This window comes from Paenibacillus piscarius, assembly GCF_022234545.1.
GTDB lineage: Bacteria > Bacillota > Bacilli > Paenibacillales > Paenibacillaceae > Paenibacillus_AQ > Paenibacillus_AQ piscarius.
In genome coordinates this window covers 46,072-71,310 of sequence record NZ_JAIEUI010000002.1, presented here as the reverse complement: position 1 = coordinate 71,310, position 25,239 = coordinate 46,072, and the positions used below count along the sequence as shown (strand labels likewise).

The window sequence follows — 25,239 nt, the reverse complement described above, 5'->3', positions numbered from 1 at the left end:
TTTCACAATCCGTAAGGTCTGGTGGTTATTAACGCACCCTTATACAGGTCTGCCGTTACCTCTCATATATCCCGTCTTGAACTCCGCCTGGAGATTGAGGCGGGTTTTTCTGTTTAGATGGTTCACCTTAAGAATACAGCCGGGGAACAGGAGGCAAGACATGGATAAGATGAATGACGAGTTTTACATGTCCCTTGCGCTGGATATGGCGGAGCGGGCACAGGGCCAGACGGGAATTAATCCTGTGGTCGGCTGCGTAGTGGTGAAGGATGGGGTGATGATCGGCATTGGAACCCATCTGCAGCGCGGTACCGGTCATGCGGAGGTTCATGCGCTGAATATGGCAGCCGGCAAGGCGCAGGGCAGTACGGCTTATGTCACATTGGAGCCCTGCAGCCACTACGGCATCACACCTCCCTGCAGCCAGCGCCTGATTGATGAAGGCGTGGCCAGGGTGGTGGTGGCCTGTGAAGATCCTAACCCGCAGGTCGCCGGCCGGGGGATCGAGATGCTGCGCGAACGGGGGATCGATGTCGAAGTGGGGCTGCTGCGGGGCCGTGCGCTGCGGCTCAATGAGAAATTTATCAAATACATCCTAACGAAGCAGCCGTTTGTCACCCTGAAGAGCGCCAGCACACTGGACGGCAAGATCGCCACCCGGACCGGGGACAGCAAATGGATCTCGAATGTGGAGGCGCGTGAGCTTGTACATACGCTGCGCCACCGCCATCAGGGAATCATGGTCGGGGTGAATACGGTTATTGCCGACAACCCTTCGCTGACCACAAGGCTGAATGTGCCCGGACTGAATCCGCTGCGGATCATCATTGATTCTTCGCTGCGGCTTCCGCTGGACAGTGCAGTAGTCACGGACGGATTGGCGCCTACAGTGGTTGTTACGACGGAAGCAGCCGATCCGGACCGCCGCGCAGCGCTGGCTGCAGCCGGGGTTCAGGTGGTCGACGCTGGCCCTGGTCCCCGCGTGGATCTGCAGGCGGCGATGGCTGCGCTGGGGGCGATGGAGATTGGCTCAATCCTGCTGGAAGGCGGCGGCACGCTGAACGGGGCGATGCTGGAGCAAGGGCTGGTGGACCGGGCCATACTGTTCTTCGCCCCCAAGATTGTGGGCGGCGGTGCGGCTGCTGCCGGAACCTTCGACTTCCAGGGCGTAGAGCTGATGCGCGATGCTGTGCTGCTTGAAGGATTGGAAGTAGAGGTGCTCGGAGATAATATCTGTGTCAGCGGCACCCCTGTACGTTAAAAAGTAGGCTGGAACAATAAAGGAGGGATGGCATGTTCACCGGCTTGATTGAAGAGGTAGGCGTGCTCCGGAGTGTGAGCGGCGGCGGAGAGATGATGGTGCTGAGCATCGGCGCCTCGCTCATTATGGATGATCTGAAGATCGGCGACAGCGTGGCCGTCAATGGCGTCTGCCTGACGGCCACCTCGCTCGGAGACCGCCATTTCACTGTGGATGTCATGCCCGAGACGTACCGCAACAGCACGCTCAAGGAGCTGAAGAGCGGCAGCCGGATCAACCTGGAGCGTGCCATGGCTGCAGGCGGCCGCTTCGGGGGCCATATTGTTCAGGGACATGTGGACGGAACCGGAGAGATCCGCAGTGTCAAGCGCAATCAGAATGCGGTGGTGTTCGAGATTGCGCCGGAGCGCAGGGATTTGTTCAAGTTCATTATTCCCAAGGGCTCGATTACCATTGACGGGATCAGCCTCACCGTGGTTACAGCGGAAGCTGCTACCTTCACGGTATCGATCATCCCGCATACGCTTGGAGAGACCGTGCTGAACCATAAGCGTCCCGGCGACCGCGTCAATCTGGAATGTGATGTGCTGGGCAAATATGTGGATCACCTGCTTCATTATGGTTCACGTTCGGGTAACGAAGAGGCGGCGGGCAGCTCAAAGATCAGCCATGACTTCCTGGCGGCCAACGGTTTCGTATAACTATAGATTAGGCTGATCATCGCCTCAGGGCGGACAGCCATTAGGAGGACAGTACAATGAGTGAGCAAGAACCGAAAGAGAGCATCCTCGACCCCATTGAGGAGGCCATCTACGATCTGATGCGCGGGAAGGTCATTATCGTAGTCGATGATGAAGACCGTGAGAATGAAGGAGACTTCGTGGCTCTGGCGGAGCGGGCGACACCGGAAGTGATCAACTTCATGATTACCGAAGGACGCGGCCTGGTCTGCGTGCCGATTACTCCTGAGCGTGCAGAGGAGCTGGAGCTTGCGCCGATGGTTGCCCAGAATACGGATAATCACGGCACAGCGTTTACAGTATCGGTAGACCACAAGGACACCACGACCGGTATATCCGCCGCAGAGCGCTCCATGACGATCAAGGCGCTGCTCGACCCGGCGGCGAAGCCGGGCGACTTCCGCCGGCCGGGGCATATGTTCCCGCTGATTGCCAAGAAGGGCGGCGTGCTGCGGCGCTCGGGCCACACCGAGGCGGCCGTTGATCTGGCCCGGATGTGCGGCGCTTATCCTGCAGGCGTAATCTGCGAGGTGGTGAAGGTGGACGGCACGATGGCACGCCTGCCTGACCTGATTGAGATTTCCAGGAAGCATGATCTCAAGCTGATCAGCATCAAGGACCTCATTCATTACCGCAATGAGAAGGAGCAGCTGGTGAACCGTGAGGTCGCGGTGAATCTGCCAACCGACTTCGGTGTGTTTCAGACTATCGCGTATACGAACGAGGTGGATGATAAGGAGCATGTAGCGCTGGTCAAAGGTGATCTCTCCGGTGACGAGCCGGTCCTGGTGCGTGTACACTCCGAGTGCCTGACCGGTGATGTGTTCCATTCACACCGCTGCGACTGCGGACCGCAGTTCGAAGCGGCGCTGCGCCAGATTGAGGAGGCCGGGCGCGGCGTGCTGCTCTATATGCGGCAGGAAGGCCGGGGCATTGGCCTGATCAACAAGCTGCGGGCCTACAAGCTGCAGGAAGAGGGGCTGGACACAGTGGATGCCAACCTGAAGCTGGGCTTCGCAGCCGACCTGCGTGATTACGGCATCGGGGCGCAGATTCTGAAGGATCTGGGGCTGCGTAAGATCAGGCTGCTGACCAACAATCCGCGCAAGATCAAAGGGCTGGAAGGCTACGGCCTTGAGGTGGTAGAGCGGGTGCCGATTCAGATGCCGGAGAACAAGGACAACACCGGGTATCTGCATACGAAGCAGGCGAAGCTGGGACATCTGCTGAAATTTGATGATATCGAACAGAATGAGGAAGCGAGCAAAAACTGATTTTTGCCAAAGGGACATTATCTTATACCAGAAGGGTTGATGAACACAATGCCGAACTATTATGAAGGACATTTAGTATCCGAGGGACTGAAATATGGTGTCGTTGTTGGACGTTTCAATGAATTTATTACCAGCAAGCTGCTCTCGGGAGCCTTGGATGCCTTCAAGCGCCATGGCGTGGCTGATGACGAAGTGGATGTTGCCTGGGTACCCGGTGTATTCGAAATCCCGCTGATTGCCCAAAAAATGGCTGAAAGCGGCAAATACGATGCTGTAGTCACGTTAGGCACCGTTATCCGCGGATCTACTACCCACTATGATTATGTGTGCAATGAAGTCGCCAAGGGTGTGGCGGCCATTAATCTGAAGACGGGCGTTCCCACTATCTTCGGTGTGGTGACCACTGAGAATATTGAACAGGCCATTGAGCGCTCCGGGACCAAAGCCGGGAATAAGGGCTGGGATGCTGCGGCAGCGGCTATCGAAATGGCTAATCTCAACAAGCTGTTCAAATAATACGCCTCTTGACGAATCAGCCTAAATCGTGCTTATTTATATGTATGAGAAGAAAGCATGAACATAGATCTTTCTACTTGTGTAGCGTCCTTGCGGCGCTGCACTTTACTTTTTTTGGGCTGGAGGAAACCGCGTGACTGTATTGTACAAGCTGGAGACGTTCGAAGGTCCGCTCGATCTGCTCTTGCATCTGATAGACAAGGCGGAAATCGACATCCAGGACATTCCGGTCAGCGAGATCACCGAGCAGTATATGGAATTCCTGCAGGGCATGAAGGAGCTGGAGCTGGAGATTACCAGTGAATTTCTGGTGATGGCGGCTACCCTCCTGTCAATCAAAAGCAAGATGCTGCTGCCGAAGCCGCCGGTCATTGAAATCGAGGACTTCGATTATTATGAGGATGACGGCTACGACCCGCGCGCGGAGCTGGTGCAGCGCCTGATTGAATACCGTAAATTCAAGAGCATCGCGGTGCAGCTGCTGGATATGGAGAGTGAGCGCAGCCTGATTTTTACGAAGGAGCCTGAGGATCTGGGGCCCTTCGTGCCTGCGCAGGCCGATCTGATCCCGAAGGGGCTGCATACCGCCGATCTGATTGCTGCGTTCCGCAAGGCGCTTAGCAAGGCAGCCCGGCGGACCTCCTACCAGCGGATTACCCGGGACGAGATCTCGGTCAAGGACCGCATCCGTGATGTGTCTGAGGCCCTCCAGCGTACAGGCATAGGCGGCAGGCTGCGCTTCTCTGCCCTGCTGCATGAGGAGATGGACCGGCATGAGATTGTGACGACCTTCCTGGCGATTCTGGAGCTGATGAAGATGCGTGCGATCTTCTGTTACCAGGAGAAATTATTCGATGATATTGTAATGGAGTGGAGAGGGGGAGAAGATATAAGTGGACTACAACACGCTGAAATCGATTATTGAAGGGCTGCTGTTTCTCTCCGGTGATGAAGGACTGTCTGTCCGGCAGATTGCCGAGATTACCGAGCAGCGGCCGGACCTGGCCACCCGCGCACTGGATGACCTGAGAGCGGATTATGTCTCTCAGGGCCGCGGCCTGCAGGTGGTGCAGATTGCCGGGAATTACCGGCTGGCAACCTTGCCGGAGCATGCCCAGTATTTCGAGCGGCTGGCCTATTCGCCCTCCAGATCGTCCCTGTCCCAGGCAGCGCTGGAGACGCTGGCGATTGTGGCTTACCGGCAGCCGATTACCAGGGTAGAGATTGAAGAGATCCGCGGGGTCAAATCCGAGCGGGCAATTCATACCCTCGGCAACAAGGATCTGATCCAGGAGGTCGGCCGGGCTGAGGCTGTAGGCCGTCCGATTCTGTACGGGACGACGAAGTCCTTCCTGGACAGCTTCGGACTGGCCAGCCTGAAGGAGCTTCCGGAGCCGTCGAGCTTCGATACCTCCGAAGACCTGGAGGAGGAGACCCAACTGCTGTTCAGCAAGCTGGACAGCCAGATGACCTTCGACGAGGTCCCTGAGCCGGAAACTGAATAACCGCAGCGCACTGCCGCTGTCCCGGTAAGACCTCCAGGTCTTGCCGGGGCGGCGGTTTTTCTTTTTCGCATCACGGAATGTTATTCTGCCAGAATTGCCATACTAATCCATAGGCTCAATATTTCCGCATTCTACAAGCTGCTTGGAGGTTAAGCGTGTGACGTTATGGCTGGCAATACCATTAATCCTGCTGCTGCTCATTCTGCTGGTGTTCATGCTGGTTCTGGCCTCTTCGATCCATTTTCATTTTCGGGCATGCAGGAAGGGGAAGGACGACCGGATTGAATTCGATATCCAAGCTGTATTTGGACTGGTGAAATTTCATTATGAGGTGCCGGCCCTGGTGTTCGAGAATCTGGAACGGGGAATTAAGGTCCACATCGAAGAAAGCGGCATTGCGCCGGTGAAGCGGGACACAGACTCGGAGGCGCAGGTGGACAAGGAGGCGGTGACGGATTGGCTGAAGAACGTGCGTACAGCCCTACAGGCTACCAAGGGGTTCAATAAGTGGTTCAGAGATACCTTGTCCCATGTCCAGATTACCATGCTCGACTGGTCTACCGATTTCTCTCTCGGTGATGCGGCGGCTACTGCCACGGCGGCTGGGGCGTTATGGGGCATGAAGTGGACGATGATCGGCTTTGTCTCCCAGTGGGTGAGGCTGCTGAAAGCTCCGAGATTATTTGTGGCCCCGGTGTTCCGGGACGAGCTGTCTTTTGCAACGGAGGCGGTGTGTAAGGGGAAGATATCAGCTGGTTATGTCTTATATTCCGGGCTGCTCCTGCTGCGCCGGGCCTCGAAGATCGAAGGCGGTCTGGGCCGGTGGAAGAAGTTGCTTAGACGGGAAAGCGCCTAAATAATCTACATACTCCCTTCCATAGTGGGCAAGCTAGATACTGCAGGTACATTTATACACACACGAGGAGGAGAATAACAATGTCAGAGCATCCGATTCAAGGTCTCATGCAGACCGCGATGGAAAATATCAAAGGCATGGTTGATGTCAATACTATTGTTGGAGATCCTGTGGAAACGCCGGATGGCAGCGTCATTCTGCCGATTAGCAAGGTGGCGTTCGGCTTCGCGGCAGGGGGCAGTGACTTCAGGGTGGAAGACGATGCTCCGGGCGTGAACGGCAGCGGCTCCGGCGTCAAAATGCTTCCCTTCGGAGGCGGCAGCGGGGGGGGTGTATCCATTCGTCCGATCGCATTCCTGGTCGTTGGCAGGGAAGGGGTACATATTGTGCCGCTTGATAATCAGACCCATCTGTTCGAGAAGATCATTGACGCCACACCTAATCTGATTGATAAAATCCAGAGCATGTTCCAGACGAATGGTGTCCACGTGGGGGATGAGACTCCTGTCGAGGTTACCAAAACCGTAGTCAAAACGGAACCGCACAATCACCCGTCAGCACATTAACCTTGGTTTGCGGAATGGAAGAATAAGAGCAGCGGGGTATCGCCTTTGAGGTGATACCTCTTTTTGCGGGAACGGGCCGGATTGGACATACCTGCTTCACCCGGCGCATACACTTGTACAACCAGGCAAGACTGAAGAACCGTTCCCGCGGGAGCGGATAAGAAGCCGGAGGATGAACATGAAGACATTATCACGAAAATCATTGCTGTCCCTGACCCTGTGTCTGCTGCTTGCGCTGGTCCCGGTGTCGGTCCTTCAGGCTGAGAACCGTTCCGTGTCCACCCATGCCCGGGCGGCTGCACTGATCGATGTGACCTCCGGCAGACTCCTGTACAGCAGCCGCGGGGATGAACCGATGCTGATTGCCAGCCTGACCAAGATAATGACTGCGATTGTGGCGATAGAGAACGGTGACATTACTTCCAAGGTGAAGGTTGGCAAGAATGCTTATGCGAAGGAAGGCTCCTCCCTCTACCTCAAGCTGGGGGAAGAAATGACGCTGAAGGATATGCTGTACGGGCTGATGCTGCGGTCCGGCAATGATGCGGCCACTGCCATTGCGGAGCATGTCGGCGGCTCGGAGCAGGGCTTCGTCTATCTGATGAATGCCAAGGCGCAGGAGCTGAATTTGAAAAATACGCATTTCGCTAATCCGCACGGGTTAGACGCAGAAGGCCACTATTCCAGCGCGAATGATCTCGCCGTATTGACTGCATACGCGATGCATAACCCGGTGTTCAAGGAGATCGTAGCCACCAAAGAGAAGACGGCGGACAATCCGTATGAGAAATGGGATTACAAATGGAGCAACAAGAACAAGATGCTGCGCCTCTACGAAGGGGCCGACGGAGTGAAGACCGGTTATACCAAAAAAGCGCTGCGCTGCCTGGTCAGCTCCGCTACAAGGAACGGCCAGCAGCTCGTAGCCGTTACACTGAACGATGGCAATGACTGGAATGACCACGCTGCGCTGCTCGACTTCGGCTTCAGCCATTATCCGCTGAAGACGCTGGTGGAGCGGGGGGAAGCAGTGAAGGGCTACAGTCTGGTGACCGGCAAGGCTTTTGCCTACCCGCTGGGGGAGGGGGAAGAGGCGAGGCTGGTTAACAAGCTCGTGCTGAGTGAAGGGCAGGGTAGCGCAGGGGCTGGTGTAAGCTCCGGCGGGAGTGAAGGTGCCAGTGCAGAAGCTGGGACAGGTGACAGTGCAAGGGTGGGTATGGATAGTTCGGGTGCGGGCAGGGCAGAGGCGCGCGCCGCTGCGGGCGACCTCAGCTTTGGACTTAGGGGTGTGATCATTCTGCAGCTCGGCGGGCAGGAGATTGGCCGGGTTCCCGTGTATACGCCTGGACAACTGCCGCCGGAGACGTCGCTGTATGAGCGTAATTACCGGAGCGCAAGTGCCGCCGCTTACCCGGCAGGGAACTGGCTGCAGGCCTTCGGCAGCGCGCTGCGGGCGTTGTTCAAGGGCGTTACAGACCAGGGTTAGCCGGACGGGGACACGGATACATGTGCGGGTATACACAATACTTGTGGGGGAGGGGTAGCGATGTTAAACGGAATCTGGCTGGGGATGATTCTGATCGGGTTCGGCTTCGCGGCGGTCAACGGACGGATGAACGAATTCACCGCCGCCGTGTTCGACGGGGCGAAGAGCGGGGTCACGGTAAGCTTCGGACTGATTAGCGTGCTGGTCTTCTGGCTGGGAATTATGCGCATTGCGGAGGAGGCTGACCTGCTGAAGAAGATTGCCAGGGTACTGGGTCCGGTCGTCTCCTTTCTGTTCCCGGATGTGCCCAAGGGGCACCCGGCGATCGGGTACATCCTCTCGAATATGAGTGCCAACCTGCTGGGGCTCGGCAATGCCGCTACGCCGATGGGGATCAAGGCGATGCAGGAGCTGCAGACCCTGAATCCCGATAAAGACACGGCGACGCCCGCGATGTGCACACTCCTTGCGCTTAACACGGCCAGCATCACGCTGATTCCGGCCACCCTGATCGCAATCCGGCTGAATTACGGCTCGGCGGACCCGGCGGCGATTGTCGGCACGACGCTCGCCGCAACGGCTGTTGCCACGCTGGCCGCCATTGGTGCGGACAGGCTGTGCCGCCGCCTCGCCCTGCTGCGCCGGCCGCCGGGGCCGCCGCCGGTTGTTGGCTCCGGCCCAGGTTCAGCACCAGGGAGCGCGGCACTCCCGCCATCTTCTGTGAAAGGGTGACCGTCCTTGTTAGAACTGATCAGTCTTATTTCGGCCTGGGCGATCCCGGTGATGGTCACCTTTATCCCATTGTATGCTTTCTCGCGTAAGGTTCCAGTCTATGAGTCTTTCGTGGAAGGCGCCAAAGACGGCTTCGGCACAGCCATTGCCATCATTCCGCATCTGGTCGGGATGCTGGTGGCGATCAGTGTCTTCCGCGCTTCCGGCGCGCTCGACTTCGTGATGGGCCTGATCAGCCCGCTGCTGCAGGGCCTCGGCATTCCGCCCGAGGTGTTCCCGCTTGGACTCCTGCGTCCGCTGACGGGCACCGGATCACTGGCCTATACTACTGATCTTATACGTGTCCACGGACCCGACTCGCTGATCGGTATGATTGCATCTACTATACAGGGCAGCACGGATACCACCTTGTATGTGCTGACTGTCTATTTCGGTGCAGTCGGCATCCGTAACGGCCGCTACGCCCTTAAGGTCGGCCTGTTCTCCGACCTCGTCGGCTTCATAGCCGCTATTGTAATATGTCTGCTGGTGTTTGGGTAAGGGGAGAGTCGGCTAGGTGAGTGAATGAGAGGTACAAATGCACTTGATTTCGGCTAAAGTCGTCTTTTGAGTAAAATAAGGTGTAGTAATGCCCTAAATCTCGCCCAACGTAAGCTTTCCGGAACGTTGTTTTAATTCCAAGCGCTGCTGCGCAGCCGCTTGCCCACAGTCCTCACCCCCTTCGCGGAGGTGAGGACTGTTTTGCCGTGCGTTGACGGAGTAACGGAGGGGAAGCTTGGAACTGGAGGAGCGGGAGCGTCCGCCTTTAAAGTTGGATTTCTACTGCCTCATGGCAGCCAAATCAAGGAAATCCAACTTTAACAGCGGCCGGAAGTCCAAGCATTCCCCGGAGTTACGATTAAGTCAACGTGTAAGTCAAAGCATTTATTTTAAAAACCGGTCCTCACCCGCCGCCCCCTCCCTTCATATGCTATTTCACCAACACAGAGGGAGCTGACCAAGGATGGATTACAAAGGCTTCATACTGCATCATTCGCGCTGTCCGTCCATTAACGGCAAAGGCTTTGACTTCTGGGTCGGGCTGGGCGGCAGTGTCTACGCAGCGCCGCTGCTGACCGATCCTGAGCATATTCATATTTGTTTTGAAGGCAATTACGGCGAGGCAGACCAGGTCCCGCCGCTCGCGGAGCGCCAGAGCCAGCTGTTCGCGGCCGGGAAGCTGATTCTGGAGCTGGCAGATCGCTACCACATTTCTCCATTAGTAGTAGAGCCGCATAGCGCTACTTGCCCCGGTGCATTTTTTCCGTGGAATGACCTTGTGATTTATGCCGCTGATGGTTATCATTAACCTGAGGTGAGTCATCGACAATGGAAAGATTACAGAAAGTTCTGGCGCAGGCAGGGGTGGCGTCCAGACGCAAATGTGAAGAATTGATTCTGGCCGGTAAAGTGGAAGTCAACGGAGAACTCGTGACTACGCTTGGCACCAAGGCAGACCCGGCAACAGATATCATCAAGGTCTCGGGCAGACTGATCCGGGGCGAGAATAAAATCTACATTATGTTCAACAAGCCTAAGGGTGTAATTACCAGCGCATCCGATGATAAGGGCCGCAAGGTCGTTACTGATTACCTGAAGGGCATCACAGAGCGTGTATACCCTGTTGGCCGGCTGGACTACGATACAGAAGGGCTGCTGCTGCTGACCAATGACGGGGAGTTCGCCAATCTGCTCACCCATCCGAAGCATCATGTGCCGAAGACGTATCTGGCCACGGTCAAGGGAATACCGCACGGTACAGCGCTGGACAAGCTGAAGGCCGGCATCAAGCTGGAGGACGGCATGACCGCACCGGCCGAGGTGGAATACAAGGATATCGACGAAGCGAATAAGGAAGCGGTCATCAGCATTACGATCCATGAAGGGCGCAACCGCCAGGTCCGGCGGATGTTCGAGGCAATCTCGCATCCGGTCGTCCGGCTGAAGCGGATTTCGTTCGGTGATATTCTGTTGCAGAATCTCAAACGCGGCTCCTACCGGCATCTGACCAAGGATGAGATCAATCATCTGCAGCAGATGGCCAAGGCCGGAGCGCTTAGAGAGAATCCGACCCGCAAAGACACATAATGTTCACAATTTCCTCTCCTAAAACTGTGACAAAATTCGTTATAATGTTCATAGGATGTTCACACCTAACAACTAAAGTAATGAGTTGCGTCACAGAAGGGGGCAGGGCGTGTGGGCAAAGCCAGAAAGCCAATCCAAATCGTGATCTTATTTCTAATTCTTCTGCTTGGGGGCTACGCCATCAGCTCCTCCGTGTTCGGAGGGAACGGCAAGCCTGAGGAAGGCGGAAAAGCGCCTAATTTCGAACTGCTGGGGCTGGACGGCGTGACGCATACGCTGGAGGAATACAAGGGCAAATCCGTGGTGCTTAATTTCTGGGGCTCCTGGTGCGCACCCTGCGTGAAGGAAATGCCTGCACTGCAGGCGCAGTGGGAGAAATGGAAGGACCAAGGCGTGGTAGTCGTCGGCGTGAACGTGGGCGAGGACCAGATGGTCGTGGAGAATTTCGTGAAGCAGGTAGACATTGACTTTCCGGTCGTCATGGATAAGGGGCGGGATGCTGTCCGCACCTACGGAGTCTCTCCGCTCCCGACCACCTTCTTCATTAATTCCAAGGGCAAGGTGGATACCATTCATATCGGCCAGCTGGATCTGAGCTCACTGGATGAGCAAATCGGGAAGCTGGTGGGACGATGAAGGAGTCTACGCCGCTGATCAGCAACACCAAATGCGAATGCGGTCACCAGAACCCGGTGGGGACCGTTCTCTGTGAGGCCTGCGGCAAGCCGCTGGACGAGAAGGAATGGAATTCTACCGCCAATCTTGAGATGCGCTACGACGGGGTGGCCCGCCGTTCACAGCGGGTGAGTCCCGGGATTATCGACAAGATCTGGAACTTTTTTTCCTCAGTCAAGGTAGCTATTTACCTGATTGTGCTGACACTGCTCGGCGCGATGCTGGGGACGATTTTTCCGCAGGAGAGCACTTTTCTGAACATTGACGCTTCAACCTATTATCCACAGACGTATGGAACAGCCGGGAATATATATTATAAACTCGGCCTTTCGCATACCTATGAATCCTGGTGGTTCGTGACGCTGCTTGTTATGATCGGAGCCTCTCTGGTCATCTGCAGCCTGGACCGTGTGCTGCCGCTGTACAAGGCGTTAACCCGGCAGAAGGTCCGCAAGCACCGCCAGTTTCTGACCCGCCAGAAGCTTACGCTGATCCGGCCGGTCGAAGAGGAACCCGAGGAATGGGTGGCAAGGATCGCAGAGCCTCTCCGCAAGAAAGGATACCGCATCAAGACGGACGGCGGCGCTCTGCTGGCCGAGAAGCACCGTTTCAGCCGCTGGGGACCTTATGTCATACATATCGGTCTGATTATTTTTTTGCTCGCTGTGCTGGCGAGAGGATTGCCCGGCCTGAATATGGATCAGCATCTCGCTTTTCCGCAGGGTGAGGCGGTGAAGATACCGGACACCACGCTGTACCTTAAGAACGAGAAGTTCACCGTAGAATTCTACAGTGAGGAAGAGATGCCTGAGGAATTCCGGGGCAAAAAGGTACTTCCCAAGCTCTTCGAGACGAAGGCGGTTCTCTATGAATGTACATCCGGCTGCAGCGATCCCACCAAGGAACCGCAGCTCCGTGAAGTCGCCCGGCATGACATTCGGGTGAACTCCCCGCTTAACTACAAGGGATTGAAAGCGTATCAGTTTGATTATGACCTGACGCCTGTACTGCGTTCTGTGCAGCCTGATCTTGTGAACGCTTCAACCGGTGAGAGCTACGGCAAGTTCAAACTGGAAATGAAAGGCACGCAGCGCAGCTTCAAGGCAGGACCGTACACGCTGGAGCTGAAGGAGAAGTATATGGACTTTGGACTCAACGAGGAAGGCCGTCCGGTATCCAAATCACCCTATCCGAATGCTCCGGCGTTTCTCTTTCTGATCAGCGGACCGGACCTGCCTGCCGGAGGGCAGCAGTATTTCTATTTTCCGAAGCAGGTGGATAAGGAGAAGTTCCAGCAGGCGGCCATTAACGACAAACTGGGCGGCGGGGAGCGCTTCCTGGAGCTTGAGGTCGGCAGTATGACAGATGTGGATTTCGCGGAATCCACCACTTATCTGAATGTGCGTGTGGACCGGGCGATGCCGTTTGTCTGGATCGGAGCAGGGATCGTCATGCTGGGGCTTGTTCTTGGCTTCTACTGGCAGCACAGACGTATCTGGCTGGCGGTTGACAGCGGGGAACTGGTGCTCGGAGGCCACACGAATAAGAACTGGTTCGGCTTCCGCCGGGAGCTGGTCTCGATTCTGGAGAGAATAGACATGACAGTCGATGAACAATCATTGGACAACGGAGGAGGCCTGGCATGAACTTGCTCGATTTCAGCAGTGATGTCTTTATTGCAGCATTCTTCTTATACAGCGGTGCATTTATGTTGTTCACGATTGCCATCATGGGCCGCAAATGGTCCGGCCGGAAGCCGGAGGAGCATACCGCACGGTGGGGCAAAATTGCATTTATCGTCTCCTCGCTAGGGCTCTTATGCCATATAGCATACTTCGTTACCCGCTGGATGGGGGCAGGACATATCCCGGTCAGCAATATGTATGAATTCATGACCTTCCTATCTATGATGGTCATGACTGCTTTCACCGTCATCTTCGCGATCTACCGCAAGATCATTCTCGGTGTATTCGCGGTTCCGATCGCAATCATTGTAATGGCGTATGCCGCTGTATTTCCCCAGGAAGTGCAGCCGCTGATCCCTTCACTGAAATCGATATATCTGAACATCCATGTCACGCTGGCGGCGCTCGGGGAATCTTTCTTCGCTGTCGGTTTTGCCGCGGGTCTGATGTATCTGCTGCGAACCGTGAATTTCACCAGCAAAGAGCGCAGTGACCGCAAACAGCAGAGGCTTGTCGAATTTACTCTGTTCTCAATCATTGTTATAATTGGGTTTCTCGGATCTGTATTTGCCTTCCGCGGCGCAGGCTATGAATCAGTTTTCACCCGTACCAACGTAACGATTGACAGCCCCGGGCAGGAAGATAGTACAATAGAGAAAGTGAGTTATAAAATGCCGCCGATTGTGGCACCTTACCATAGCGAAATTGAGAGCTTCCAGCCTTTTCTTGGCATGAAGAAGCCATTGTTTGAAGCACCCTCCTGGATGAACGGGGTCAATGCGGGACGCAAGTTCAATACGGTGATCTGGTCACTGCTGTCCGGGCTTGTTCTGTATGGGCTTCTCCGGCTGATCGCGCGGAAGCCGCTGGGCAGAGCGATTCATCCGGTGCTTGACGGAATTGATGAGCGCGACCTTGATGAGATTACTTACCGGGCGATCGCCATCGGTTTTCCGATTTTCACCCTGGGGGCTTTGATTTTTGCCATGATATGGGCTGAGGTGGCCTGGGGCCGGTTCTGGGGATGGGACCCCAAGGAGGTCTGGGCACTCGTCACCTGGCTGTTCTACAGTGCTTATCTCCATTTGCGGCTGGCCCGCGGATGGCAGGGACAGAAGTCTGCCTGGCTTGCTGTACTCGGCTTTCTGATTGTAATGTTCACTCTGGTCGGCGTTAACCTGGTTATTGCCGGACTTCATTCTTATGCAGGAACCGACTGAGCATTCCTGTTCTCCGGTTAGGCATAAGCATCAGGGTGGCGTTCTACTGTAATTGATGAAGGGGTTGTTGTGTAAATGGCTGAGCATTTGAATAGAATTCTGGTGGTGGACGACGAAGAACGTATCCGCCGCCTGCTCAAAATGTATCTTGAAAAAGAAGGCTACGAGATTGACGAGGCGGAGGATGGAGAAATCGCTCTGCGCAAAGCAACAGCCAATGACTACGGCCTCATTCTGCTGGACGTCATGCTGCCCGGCATCGACGGTATCGAGGTGCTGACCCGGCTCAGAGGGGTCAAATCGACGCCGGTTCTTATGCTTACGGCCAAGGGCGAGGAGATCAACCGCGTGCAGGGCTTCGAGATGGGCGCGGACGACTATGTGGTTAAGCCCTTCAGCCCGCGTGAGGTTATCTACCGGGTGAAGGCGATTATGCGCCGGTCCTCAGCTACTGCATTTCTGTCCAAAGAGAGCAATTCAAGCAACAATATCGTGTTCCCGTTCCTCATTATTGAGCATGATGCACACCGCGTAAGCGCAGGCGGGCAAGAGGTCAGCCTGACACCTAAGGAATATGAGCTGCTGCATTATCTGGCTATTTCGCCGGACAAGGTGTTCTCGCGCGAGGAGCTGTTGAAGGATGTATGGAATTACGAATTCTTCGGCGATCTGCGTACAGTGGATACCCATGTTAAGCGCCTGCGCGAGAAACTGAATAAGGTCTCCCCGGAATCGGCGGCGATGATTACCACGGTATGGGGAGTAGGCTATAAGCTTGAGGTGCCCAAATAAGTGAACTTCTGGAGAAGCCTTGTCGGGAAGCTGTGGATCACGATCATCTGTCTCGTTGCTGTCGTGCTCATCACTCTGGGGTTGTTCCTGTTACCCTATATCGACAGCAACTTCACCAATTCCGGAGCCATCAAACGCCTGTTCATGTATACCTGCATGATCGGGTTCTCGCTGACTACATTCTTTGCGCTGTTCCTGTTCACCAAGATTACGCAGCCGATGCAGCAGGTCATTGAAGCGGCGAACAATATCCGCCGCGGAGAGTACGGCACCAGGCTGACGCTGGTCACCAGCGATGAGATCGGCCAGCTGGCCACCTCATTCAATCACATGGCGGAAGAGCTGGAAGAGAATATACGCAATCTCAATAATGAGAAAGGGCATCTGTCCAGTGTCCTGCGCAGTATGAGCGATGCGGTGATTACCTTTGATATCAGCGGTGCGATTATCCTGACTAACCCGCACGGGCAGTCCCTGCTGGAAGCCTGGAGCGACCTTGCCTGGGATCAGGAAGAGGAGAGCGGTCTGAATCTGCCGGAATCTGCTTCAGGGAAGGTGCCGCCGCCGCTGCAGCCGCTGTTCCGGAGCACGCTTAAGGAGGGCGGGGACCAGCGTTCCAATGTCCATGTCCGGCAAGGGGTATGGTCCGTACACATGGCTCCCCTCTACTCTGAAGATAAGCTGCGCGGAGTTGTTGCCGTGCTGCGGGATGTAACGGAGGAAGTGCGGCTGGAGAAGATGCGGCGGGACTTCGTTGCCAATGTATCGCATGAGATCCGCACTCCGCTCTCTATGATGCAGGGCTATAGTGAAGCGCTGCTGGACGGCATGGCCACTTCACCGGAGGAGAGCAGTGAGCTGGTACAAGTCATTCATGATGAATCCCTGCGGATGGGCCGTCTGGTGAAGGATCTGCTGGATCTGGCGCGCATGGAAGCGGGCCATACGGATGTGCTGAAGGAGCAGGTGGATGTAGATGAGCTGCTGGAGCGGGTATACCGTAAGTTCTCCGTTAGAGCGAAGGAGCGGGATATTCTGCTGGAATTGCAGCGGCCTGTGCCGGAACTGCTGCTCCAGGCGGCTGACGGTGATAAGCTGGAGCAGGTGCTGACTAACCTGCTGGATAATGCCTTCCGCCACACTCCGGGGAACAAGCGGGTCTCCATCCTGGCCGATACGATTATGCAGGACGGCAGGAGCTTTGTAGAGATTGTAATCCAGGATGAGGGAGCCGGGATCAACCCGGACGATCTGCCCTTTATCTTCGACCGCTTCTACAAAGCCGACAAAGCCCGTCTGCGCAGCGGTGAGCCGGGCGGAACCGGACTTGGCCTGGCCATTGTGAAGAATATCGTCGAATTGCATCACGGCAGCATTCACGCCTCCAGCAAGCTTGGAGAAGGCACCACGTTTACCCTGCGGCTTCCTGTCGAATAACAGTAAACCAAGACCACGTATGACAGCGCCTCTGAGAGCAGAGGTGCTTTTTGTTGAAACAACCACATTAATCTTGTTTATCGTGGAACATACTAATCAAGCTGAGGCTTGCAGGAGGCTGGGCATTATGATTTTATCCTTGGACCAAGGCACGACCAGCTCACGGGCGATTCTGTTTGACGATCAGGCAGGCATGATCTCGCAGGGACAATATGAGATCAGGCAGTCCTTCCCCCGTCCGGGCTGGGTGGAGCATGACCCGGAGCAGATCTGGGAGAGCCAGCTTGCGGCTGCCAGAGACGCGATTGAAGCAAGCCCAACTCCGGCGGAGAAGATTACCGCGATCGGCATTACGAACCAGCGGGAGACGGCTCTGATCTGGGACAAGGCAACGGGTGTCCCGATCTATCCGGCGATTGTCTGGCAGGACCGGCGGACCGCCGGTCTGTGCGAGGAGCTGAAGTCCCGGGGAATGGCCGGGGAGATTGCGGCGAAGACCGGTCTGGTTATTGACGCCTACTTCTCTGCGACCAAGCTGGCCTGGATTCTCGATCATGTGCCTGGAGCCAGAGAACGGGCAGCCAAGGGGGAACTGCTGGCCGGAACTGTTGACACCTGGCTGATCTGGAAACTGACCTCGGGGGCTGTGCATGCAACGGATGTCACCAATGCTTCCCGGACGATGCTGTACAATCTGCATGAGCGCAAGTGGGACGAGGGGCTCATGGATGTGCTCCGTATTCCCCCGTCCATTCTGCCTGAGGTAAGAATGTCGGGCGGCGACTTCGGCGTCTGTGATCCGCAGTGGTTCGGTCTGGAAATCCCTATCCGTTCCGTACTGGGGGATCAGCAGGCGGCATTGTTCGGGCATACGTGCCTTGAGGCAGGCAGCGCCAAGAACACCTATGGCACGGGCTGCTTCATTCTGATGAACACAGGAACGGAAGCGGTTGCGTCCAGCCACGGGCTGCTCACCACGGTGGCCTGGGGCATGGGGGACGAGCTCTATTATGCCCTGGAGGGCAGTGTGTTTGTAGCCGGAGCAGCGGTACAGTGGTTGCAGGAGGGGCTGGGGCTGATTGTCGCCCCGGGAGATTCTGAAGAGAAGGCCGGAGAGGTAGAGGAGAGCGAAGGGGTTGTCGTGGTGCCCGCCTTCACTGGACTGGGTGCCCCATACTGGGATATGTATGCCCGGGGAGCCATATTCGGACTGACGCGGGGAACCACCTCCGCTCATCTGGTCCGGGCTACGCTGGAATCGCTGGCCTTCCAGTCCCGGGACGTCATCGGAGCCATGGAGAAGGATGCGGGGATGCCGCTTACCGGCCTACGGGTGGACGGCGGCGCTGTCCGCAATAATCTGCTCATGCAATTCCAGGCTGACATCCTGGGCAGTGAGGTGACGCGTACAACCTATTCGGAGACTACCACCCTGGGGGCAGCGCTGCTGGCCGGGCTAACCTCCGGCATCTGGACCCGGGAGCAGCTGGAGAGCTTCAACAAGGCGGAGAAGGTATTCTCGCCGCAGATGGAGCCGGAAGAACGCGAACGCCGCTATCATGCCTGGCAGGATGCCGTGTCGCGGACCATGGGCTGGGAGAAGCATGAAGGCAGACAATGAACGTATCCATTCCGTGCATGAACCCTGTACGAACACATACAAACGGCCCGCTGGCAGAAACTCTGCTGCGGGCCGTTTGCGGCTGTATCAGTATTCCATTACAAAAGCGACATTCTGCCAACCGGCGCCAACTGTCCAGAACAGCACTTTGTCACCGCGCTCCAGCTGTCCGGTTGAGACCGCTTTGTGCAGCGCGATGAACGGGCTGCTGGTCGAGGTGTAGCCGAATTCATCACCGATGTAGACGGCGGCATCCGGGTCTATCCCGGTTTTGCCCGAGACGGCTTGAATGTTCGGCAGAGACAGCTGAGAGAAGCAGGCGGCCTTGACCGATTCCGGGGCAATTCCGTTATTGCCGAGCAGTGTATTAATAGACTCCGAAGCAGCGTCCACACAGATGGAATCGTCGAACGGAATGAACTTCACATTGAATTCTCCGGCAGCAACGCCGGTACGTCCCAGCTTGGCAAGACCCTCTGCCGGAAACAGGGAGTTACCGTACACACAGGTATCCGTCTGGTAGATCGAGTCAATGAAGCCGACTGCGTTCTCGTCACGTTCCAGAATTACAGCAGCAGCGGCATCGCCGAAGTTGGCATAATACACCGGATCATTCTTGTCCGCATGCGGAGCAACATGATCTGAGCCGATGACCAGTGCGCGCCGGATTCGCGGATTCGCCATCATCTGGCGGCTGACCTGCTCCACGGAAGCGGTCATTCCCGCACAGTTGGCATTACTGTCGATACAGATCGCATGAGATGGCGCGTTGATCAGCCGGTGGATCATCAAAGAATTCGTAGGGAAAATGTATTCAGGCGTCTGGCTTGCATAAGCGATCAGGTCAATGTCTGCACCGGTTAACCCCGTCTTCTCCAGAACATTGCTTGCGGCTTCAAAAGCCATCGTCAAGGAGTTCTCATCCGGGTTATCGATGCTGTAGCGGTATTCACGGCCCAGAGTGGCCAACAGTCCACGGATATCAATGCCTTTATCATCAAAGTGCTGAATGAAGAAATCATTGCCGATTCTTGTGCTTGGATGGTAGATATCAATGTCCTTAATCCGAATTCCCGCCATAGTAGACCCTCCTAAAAGTTATGATAGCGTATGTGTGCTTAAGCCTGGACGGTGGAGGTGATTTCCAGATTCTCGATGCCGGCTTTGCGTCCCAGGCGGGCCAGCTGCATCTTGAGAATCGGGTTGTTCTCCAAGGTAAGACTCACCTTCTGGAAGCCGTCAGACTTGAACATGATGAAGCAGCCCTCAAGCAATGGCACGACATCCGGAGCAGTAACATTCAGCTTGCGGCAATCGATATCCAGAGCATATTCAGTAGGGTTAATCGGATTGATGGTCTGTTGATACGCCTGGATGGATTTCAGCCCGTCTTCGTTGGAGAAGGTCCCTTCCAGTTCAATATTAATAACTTTCTTTACCGTGTCTGTCTTCAGAATAAATTGTCCCATGATGATCTCTCCTATATTTGAAATAACATGATAATTCAGTCTTTAAGGAATGGTTATCATGCTGGAAAACCCTATTGTACTATGAAAAGGGATGACCGCAGCGGTCTGCTAGCGGATCTCTTCCAGGGTGTCAAGCAGCACATTGAAGGCTGAAATCACCCGGGGAGCGCCGATCACCGGCACGAGATGCAGCAGAATGCCTTTGAGCTGGTCAACGGTCATGCCCACGCGCAGCGCCATTACATAATGAACCCCAAGCTGTTCATACTGGCCCATCGTGATCAGAGAAGAAATCACTGCAATCTCTTTCCAGTCTGAGCCAATCGTAGTCCGCTGAAAAATATCCCCGTAGGCATTTCCCATGATAAACTCGGCTAATTCCGGGAAATGTTCTTTGATCGGAGCGAGGGCCTTGGCCCCGTAGTCTCCGGAGAGATTATTGAAATGATCCAGTCCGCGGTTAATATTCGTGTTCACTGGTCTGCCTCCTGATTGTAGGTTACTGGTTATGGACGGTCCGGCTTAACTGAGATCCAGCGTGCGGTGGGCAGTTGGCGGCACTTCATCGCGGTCAGTCAACAGCTCGATTACGGCTGTCCGGTTCAGGGCGAGTGCCTTGCTGACTGCGGCAGCGAATTCCTCCTGTGTCTCACAGCGGAAGCCGGCAGCGCCAAGGGATTCGGCGAATTTCACGGCATCCACCGGGACCTCGAACAGGGTTCCGTCGATGCGGCCGGTCGTTTTCTCCATCCCCTTCAGCGCCATATCCAGCTGCTTGTTGTTCACAACGATGAAAATCACTGGAATATTCTTGCAAACCGCGGTGTTGATTTCAGTTCCGAGCATCATAAAACACCCGTCACCGGTAATACAGAAGACAGTCTCTTCAGGAGAGGCAGTCTTGGCGCCGATCGCCATACCAATAGAATTGCCCATGCAGGCAAAGTAAGCATCGAACACAAAGCTTCCCGGCTTCTTGACCTGGAACCATTTCACCGCGTGGAAGCCGTGGCTGCCATCATCGACGAATACTTTACTGTGATAGGGAATTAGGTCACTCATCGTGCTCATCACAGAAGCCATGGAGAGCTTGGGAAGCACAGGCAATTCCTCCCGGGGACGGGGAACGGGTGTGTATTCCCGTCTGGCCACAGTGGCAGGGTCTGTCATCTGAAGGTACAGCTCCAGGTTATCCCGCAGATCACCGCCGACATAGAGTGTGGAGGAGGTGAGGATTTTGCCGACAAAGGCCGGGTCCGTATCGAACTGGATCAGCTGCTTCGGATGATTCCCGGGCTTCAGATTGCATATGGTCATATCGCTTAGCCGGGACCCCAGAACGATATAGAGGTCACTTGTATTCATCAAATCATCGCCGTGTGCACAGCCTCCAACGCCCACAGGGCCATGATAGAGTGGATGGTCTTCAGCTATGGCACCTTTGCCGCCCGGGGAGGTCACAACAGGAATGTTGAAGGTCTCGGCGAATTGAACGAGTTCCTTATGTGCGCCAGAACGGTTAACCCCCTTACCGGCAATAATGAGCGGGCTGGCGGAAGTCTGAATGGCTGACAGGACCCGTTCATAGTTATGGTAGCTGACGAGTCTCTCCCGCTGGGGCAGGACAATCCGGCACTCCTCCAGGCGCTCTGTCTGAACATCGAACGGAATACATAGATGGACGGGCCCCTTCTTGTCACCGAGAGCGATAGACAGGGCATGATTGAGAATCGTGCTGAAATGGTCACCGCGCTCTACCAGCTTGCTATATAAGGTGGCTGGCCTGAACATCTCCGCCAGATCGGCCAGATAGGAGGTCGAATCCTGGCACTGGGGAAGGCCCAGCTCCTTGATGGATTGATGTCCGGTGATGAATAGCACCGGAAGATTATTCGCTTTGGCATGGGCGGCGGCAGTCAGCAGATTGGTTCCGCCCGGGCCGGAGGTACCGAAGGCAATGCCGAGATTGCCGGTCTGAAGGGCATAGCCGCCGGCTGCAAAGCCGGAGCTGGACTCATGCCTGCCGGGAATGAATTCTATCCCGTAGTCAACAAGCTTAAGAGCGATGGGACAAATCGACTTGCCAATGATTCCAAAAGCATGGGTAACCCCAAGATTCCGTAATGCCTCAGCCATATAATCTGCAACTGTCTTCAGAACATCCACCCCGCAAGTTGTTAGTTGGTCTAGCTAGCAATAGAAAACCTGTACTCTGAAGAAGGAGCACAGGTCTGTTGCACGAATCACCACAATAGAACGCCAACATGCGTTCAACGTTGTTCAGCAACCTGGCTGTCATGGTCCCACTGCTGGTGAATGAGACGGTAGATCCATGGCTTTGCGTCATTTCCTTTCGGAGAATTTTGCCCGGTATGTTGTTATAAATAAGACGAAGGGGAATTTTCCTTTACAATATATTCCTAGCTCTATTGTTGTCAATATCCCCCATGAGAAGAAGCTCGGAATTTGACGAATAATCAGGAGTTAAAACGAATAAATATTTTGATTTTCAAACTTTTGAATGAAGCGCTGTCAGGATGCCAAAAGTCTTAAAATGCAAATAATCAGTGAACCAGAGAATTATGCATTATAAGTCCACAGACTCATTAACACAGGGGGGGCATTAAGCTTGTAGAGGGTTTTGGCAGATGATAGAGGAACCGGGAGAAAAGAATTAGGACTTATGAATCATGCGTTTGAGAGGTTGAAAATAAGTGAGTATATGGCCTTAGAGGATGGCCAGTCAAGAAGTGCAAAGCTCATTTTTATGCGTTATGCACAATCTTAACAATTTGTGAATATTACATAACAATCTTCAGATTTCCGCAAAAAACAGGCACATCCGCAGGTGAATCTGCAGATGTGCCTGCTGCTGCCGGGACTAGAATTTGAAGATATGAATCGTCTTTTGGAGCTGGAACACTGCCTGGGTCATCCGCTCTGTCTCGTCGGCAACAGACTGCAGGGCATGAATCTGCTCGTTCATGGCTGCCGATACCTCCTCGGTTCCGGCTGCTGTCTGCTGTGTAATCGCGGAGATGTTCTCGATGGCGCCGGAGATCTTGAGCGCGCTCTCCAGCATCAGGTCGCTCTCAGCCGAGAAGGAGGCGATCTGCTCGGTTATGTATTGAACGCTATGAACGATCTGGGAGAAGATATGAGCGGTCTCCGTAATCATCTCATTCTGCATCTGGACAACCTCTTCATTGATTGCGATATGATCAATCGCCTGCTTGATGTCGGCTTCAATACTGCGGACCAGCCCGAACACCTCTTTGGTGGAGGCGGTAGATTCTTCGGCCAGCTTACGGACCTCCTGGGCCACCACGGCGAAGCCGCGGCCGTGCTCGCCTGCGCGGGCTGCTTCAATGGAAGCATTAAGCGACAGCAGGTTGGTCTGCTCGGCAATTTCGGTAATCGTCTTGGTAATCATCGTAATGCCGCGGGCATTCTGTGACAGGGCCTCAATGGTATCCGCCACCTTCTGCGTGGCCTGGATATTCTTCCGCATTCCTTCGGCCTGGGTATCTACAGACTGTCTTCCCTTCTCAACCAGTTCTAATGTATGTACAGAGCGCCGGTTCATTTCCTTGGTGGAGTTCGTGTAGTTGGAGACCTTGGTCTCTATATCCTTGATGGATTCCGTCATCCCGGCAATATCGCCGGAGATCTCATTGGCACCCAGCGCCAGTTCATTGGAGGAGGAGGCCACCTGGGCCATGACGATCTTCAGGTTGGCGTTCTTGTCCTCGATGCCGCGGCTGGCGTCCATAACATGACGGGTAATCTGGGAGGCATCGGTCAGGATTTTTTTGAGCTTGTCGATCATGGTGTTGAAGGAACGGCTGATGTCTCCCATGGAGCCGGTCTCGTCAGCACGGCTGGTGAAGTCGCCTTTGGCGATCGTGTGCGTCACATTGGAGATATGCTCAAATGAGGATGTAAGCGTTCTCTCAATGAAGCGTGAGAGCGGATAAGTCAGTGCAGCCAGCACCGCAACAAGGATGATGCCGATGAACAGCCTGTCCATCAGGATCAGTGTAATCAGCACCGGGACAGCGAATAAAGCGGCAACCATGTAACAGCCGGTAACGATCTTTTGTTTCAATGACAGCTTGCTCATCCAGTCCATCATGAAAAGTTCCCCCTAAAAAAATTAATGTGTATTGTAATATTATAGGGGATTATAGGGCAATTGGTCTATAAGAATTCATATAATGCCAAAGCCCCACGCAGAGCTGAAGTTACAGCTGATGTCAGATCCTCCGGCGCGGTTACCTGGATGCCCGGACTAAGGGACAGAATGATCTTACAGGCCGACTCCAGGGTATGAAATTCAGTCTCGGTTATGATCCAGCCAGGGTCAGCAGCCGGCTCCTGGTGCAGGATGCGGACATAGCGCTCCCGCTCAAGCTCCTTCATGGTGCTATCCTTGACCAGCAGGCTGGCAGGGTAACGGGGGAGGGCGGATTTGAATGCGGCAGTGGACGCTTCCCAATATTCCGCCAGGTTGAAATCCGCCGGCCGTACCACCGGCTTGCCGGTGATTTCCACTCCGGTTATTCTGGAGACCCGGTAGGTCCGCAGTCCTCCTTCAGTATCGGCGGCAACATACCAGACACCGCGTTTGGCAACCAGCCCCAGCGGCGAGATTGTCCGCTTAGCCGTATCTTCGCCGCGTACATAGGTTATATGCACCTGCCGTTCCTCCCATACTGCCTGCTGCAGGGCGTTCAGGCAGGGATAGACCTCGCCGGAAGGGTGCCAGCCCGCGCCGTCAATATGCACCCGCTCGCTCAGGAAGCCCGTAAGCGCGGAGGGCTGCCGCATGGCGGCGGCCTGCAGCTTGCGTGCTGCCGAGGAGAACTCCTCCTCAATATCCAGTGCCTGCAGAATCGCCGGATCAGCCGGCAGCAGCAGGGCGGCAATCTCGCCCGGGTTCATTCCGGTCAGTGAGGTCCGGTAGCCCTCTGCCAGTCTCCAGCCGCCTTCACGGCCGCGCTCGGCAAGCACAGGGATACCGGCAGTGCCCAGCGCCTCCATATCGCGGAAGATCGTCCGCTCCGAGACCTCGAGGCGCTGGGCCAGCTCACTCGAGCTGATCTTGCCCCGGCTCTGGAGCAGAAGCAGAATAGATAACAGACGGTCAGCTCTCATCTTGGCGGCCTCCTTGAATTATATATGTCAATGGTTGTCATGTATAAGATGTATATTAATATAGCGTAAGGATTAGTGCAAATGCATGCAAAAACACTCTCCAGGAGCGCAGACACAGGC

25 protein-coding genes and 1 riboswitch are annotated in these 25,239 nt (G+C 55.2%); of the genes, 19 read left to right on the top strand and 6 right to left on the bottom strand.

Annotated features, from left to right (window positions below; translation table 11 throughout):
* Positions 1 to 160: 160 nt before the first annotated feature.
* From ribD to glpK, 19 genes are all read left to right on the top strand, one after another.
* Positions 161 to 1,261 (top strand): bifunctional diaminohydroxyphosphoribosylaminopyrimidine deaminase/5-amino-6-(5-phosphoribosylamino)uracil reductase RibD, encoded by a 1,101-nt coding sequence (gene ribD, locus K1558_RS03955; RefSeq protein WP_238650097.1) that lies wholly within the window; start codon positions 161 to 163, stop codon positions 1,259 to 1,261.
* Between the two features lie 32 nt (positions 1,262 to 1,293).
* A complete protein-coding gene (gene ribE, locus K1558_RS03950; protein WP_238650096.1) occupies positions 1,294 to 1,962 on the top strand; it encodes a riboflavin synthase in 669 nt (222 codons plus the stop codon).
* 56 nt (positions 1,963 to 2,018) lie between these two features.
* On the top strand, positions 2,019 to 3,275 hold the full coding sequence (locus tag K1558_RS03945; protein WP_274528385.1) for a bifunctional 3,4-dihydroxy-2-butanone-4-phosphate synthase/GTP cyclohydrolase II: 1,257 nt from the start codon (positions 2,019 to 2,021) through the stop codon (positions 3,273 to 3,275).
* Between the two features lie 48 nt (positions 3,276 to 3,323).
* Positions 3,324 to 3,791, top strand: a complete 468-nt coding sequence (gene ribH, locus K1558_RS03940) for a 6,7-dimethyl-8-ribityllumazine synthase (protein WP_238650484.1) — start codon at positions 3,324 to 3,326, stop codon at positions 3,789 to 3,791.
* 133 nt (positions 3,792 to 3,924) lie between these two features.
* Entirely contained in the window at positions 3,925 to 4,716 is a 792-nt protein-coding gene (locus K1558_RS03935) for a segregation and condensation protein A (RefSeq protein ID WP_238650095.1), read from the top strand.
* Complete coding sequence (gene scpB / locus K1558_RS03930) at positions 4,685 to 5,296, top strand: SMC-Scp complex subunit ScpB (protein ID WP_238650094.1); 612 nt, start codon at positions 4,685 to 4,687, stop codon at positions 5,294 to 5,296. Before K1558_RS03935 ends, scpB begins: the two co-directional genes overlap by 32 nt.
* 157 nt (positions 5,297 to 5,453) lie before the next feature.
* The gene (locus K1558_RS32975; protein ID WP_238650093.1) at positions 5,454 to 6,152 is read left to right on the top strand and encodes a DUF2953 domain-containing protein; all 699 of its coding nucleotides are present in this window, start codon (positions 5,454 to 5,456) and stop codon (positions 6,150 to 6,152) included.
* 80 nt (positions 6,153 to 6,232) lie between these two features.
* On the top strand, positions 6,233 to 6,718 hold the full coding sequence (gene ytfJ / locus K1558_RS03920) for a GerW family sporulation protein (RefSeq protein ID WP_238650092.1): 486 nt from the start codon (positions 6,233 to 6,235) through the stop codon (positions 6,716 to 6,718).
* 178 nt (positions 6,719 to 6,896) lie between these two features.
* Positions 6,897 to 8,204, top strand: coding sequence for a D-alanyl-D-alanine carboxypeptidase family protein (locus tag K1558_RS03915; RefSeq protein WP_476641280.1), 1,308 nt, complete (start codon positions 6,897 to 6,899; stop codon positions 8,202 to 8,204).
* A 60-nt stretch (positions 8,205 to 8,264) separates the two neighbouring features.
* On the top strand, positions 8,265 to 8,936 hold the full coding sequence (locus K1558_RS03910; RefSeq protein WP_238650090.1) for a nucleoside recognition domain-containing protein: 672 nt from the start codon (positions 8,265 to 8,267) through the stop codon (positions 8,934 to 8,936).
* 6 nt (positions 8,937 to 8,942) lie between these two features.
* The gene (locus K1558_RS03905) at positions 8,943 to 9,476 is read left to right on the top strand and encodes a spore maturation protein (RefSeq protein ID WP_274528384.1); all 534 of its coding nucleotides are present in this window, start codon (positions 8,943 to 8,945) and stop codon (positions 9,474 to 9,476) included.
* Positions 9,477 to 9,939: 463 nt separating this feature from the next.
* Entirely contained in the window at positions 9,940 to 10,284 is a 345-nt protein-coding gene (locus K1558_RS03900; RefSeq protein ID WP_238650089.1) for a peptidoglycan recognition protein family protein, read from the top strand.
* A gap of 20 nt (positions 10,285 to 10,304) precedes the next feature.
* The gene (locus K1558_RS03895; protein WP_238650088.1) at positions 10,305 to 11,063 is read left to right on the top strand and encodes a pseudouridine synthase; all 759 of its coding nucleotides are present in this window, start codon (positions 10,305 to 10,307) and stop codon (positions 11,061 to 11,063) included.
* A 111-nt stretch (positions 11,064 to 11,174) separates the two neighbouring features.
* Entirely contained in the window at positions 11,175 to 11,699 is a 525-nt protein-coding gene (resA, locus tag K1558_RS03890; RefSeq protein WP_238650087.1) for a thiol-disulfide oxidoreductase ResA, read from the top strand.
* Positions 11,696 to 13,384 carry a cytochrome c biogenesis protein ResB gene (gene resB, locus K1558_RS03885; protein WP_238650086.1) on the top strand — a complete coding sequence of 563 codons (1,689 nt, stop codon included), beginning with the start codon at positions 11,696 to 11,698 and terminating at the stop codon, positions 13,382 to 13,384. The genes resA and resB overlap by 4 nt, the downstream gene beginning before the upstream one ends.
* Positions 13,381 to 14,643: a cytochrome c biogenesis protein CcsA gene (gene ccsA, locus K1558_RS03880; protein ID WP_238650085.1), complete on the top strand. Its 1,263-nt coding sequence runs from the start codon at positions 13,381 to 13,383 to the stop codon at positions 14,641 to 14,643. Before resB ends, ccsA begins: the two co-directional genes overlap by 4 nt.
* Before the next feature lie 75 nt (positions 14,644 to 14,718).
* Positions 14,719 to 15,435 carry a response regulator transcription factor gene (locus K1558_RS03875; protein ID WP_036727360.1) on the top strand — a complete coding sequence of 239 codons (717 nt, stop codon included), beginning with the start codon at positions 14,719 to 14,721 and terminating at the stop codon, positions 15,433 to 15,435.
* Positions 15,436 to 16,872 (top strand): HAMP domain-containing sensor histidine kinase, encoded by a 1,437-nt coding sequence (locus K1558_RS03870; protein ID WP_238650084.1) that lies wholly within the window; start codon positions 15,436 to 15,438, stop codon positions 16,870 to 16,872. It abuts the gene before it with no gap.
* Positions 16,873 to 16,999: 127 nt separating this feature from the next.
* Positions 17,000 to 18,493 carry a glycerol kinase GlpK gene (glpK, locus tag K1558_RS03865; RefSeq protein WP_238650083.1) on the top strand — a complete coding sequence of 498 codons (1,494 nt, stop codon included), beginning with the start codon at positions 17,000 to 17,002 and terminating at the stop codon, positions 18,491 to 18,493.
* Between the two features lie 87 nt (positions 18,494 to 18,580).
* On the opposite strand, the gene K1558_RS03860 is transcribed toward glpK, so the two are convergent.
* The 6 genes from K1558_RS03860 to K1558_RS03835 all read right to left on the bottom strand — a co-directional run bounded on the left by K1558_RS03860 (position 18,581) and on the right by K1558_RS03835 (position 25,119).
* Positions 18,581 to 19,573 carry a 3-oxoacyl-[acyl-carrier-protein] synthase III C-terminal domain-containing protein gene (locus tag K1558_RS03860; RefSeq protein ID WP_238650082.1) on the bottom strand — a complete coding sequence of 331 codons (993 nt, stop codon included), beginning with the start codon at positions 19,571 to 19,573 and terminating at the stop codon, positions 18,581 to 18,583.
* Between the two features lie 38 nt (positions 19,574 to 19,611).
* Positions 19,612 to 19,962 carry a hypothetical protein gene (locus K1558_RS03855; RefSeq protein ID WP_238650081.1) on the bottom strand — a complete coding sequence of 117 codons (351 nt, stop codon included), beginning with the start codon at positions 19,960 to 19,962 and terminating at the stop codon, positions 19,612 to 19,614.
* 108 nt (positions 19,963 to 20,070) lie between these two features.
* Complete coding sequence (locus K1558_RS03850; protein ID WP_238650080.1) at positions 20,071 to 20,439, bottom strand: carboxymuconolactone decarboxylase family protein; 369 nt, start codon at positions 20,437 to 20,439, stop codon at positions 20,071 to 20,073.
* 45 nt (positions 20,440 to 20,484) lie between these two features.
* Complete coding sequence (locus tag K1558_RS03845; protein WP_338019668.1) at positions 20,485 to 22,128, bottom strand: thiamine pyrophosphate-binding protein; 1,644 nt, start codon at positions 22,126 to 22,128, stop codon at positions 20,485 to 20,487.
* A gap of 113 nt (positions 22,129 to 22,241) precedes the next feature.
* Positions 22,242 to 22,340, bottom strand: a riboswitch (cyclic di-GMP riboswitch).
* Between the two features lie 503 nt (positions 22,341 to 22,843).
* Positions 22,844 to 24,094 carry a methyl-accepting chemotaxis protein gene (locus K1558_RS03840; protein WP_238650482.1) on the bottom strand — a complete coding sequence of 417 codons (1,251 nt, stop codon included), beginning with the start codon at positions 24,092 to 24,094 and terminating at the stop codon, positions 22,844 to 22,846.
* Between the two features lie 68 nt (positions 24,095 to 24,162).
* Positions 24,163 to 25,119 (bottom strand): helix-turn-helix transcriptional regulator, encoded by a 957-nt coding sequence (locus K1558_RS03835; protein ID WP_238650078.1) that lies wholly within the window; start codon positions 25,117 to 25,119, stop codon positions 24,163 to 24,165.
* Positions 25,120 to 25,239 lie beyond the last annotated feature (120 nt).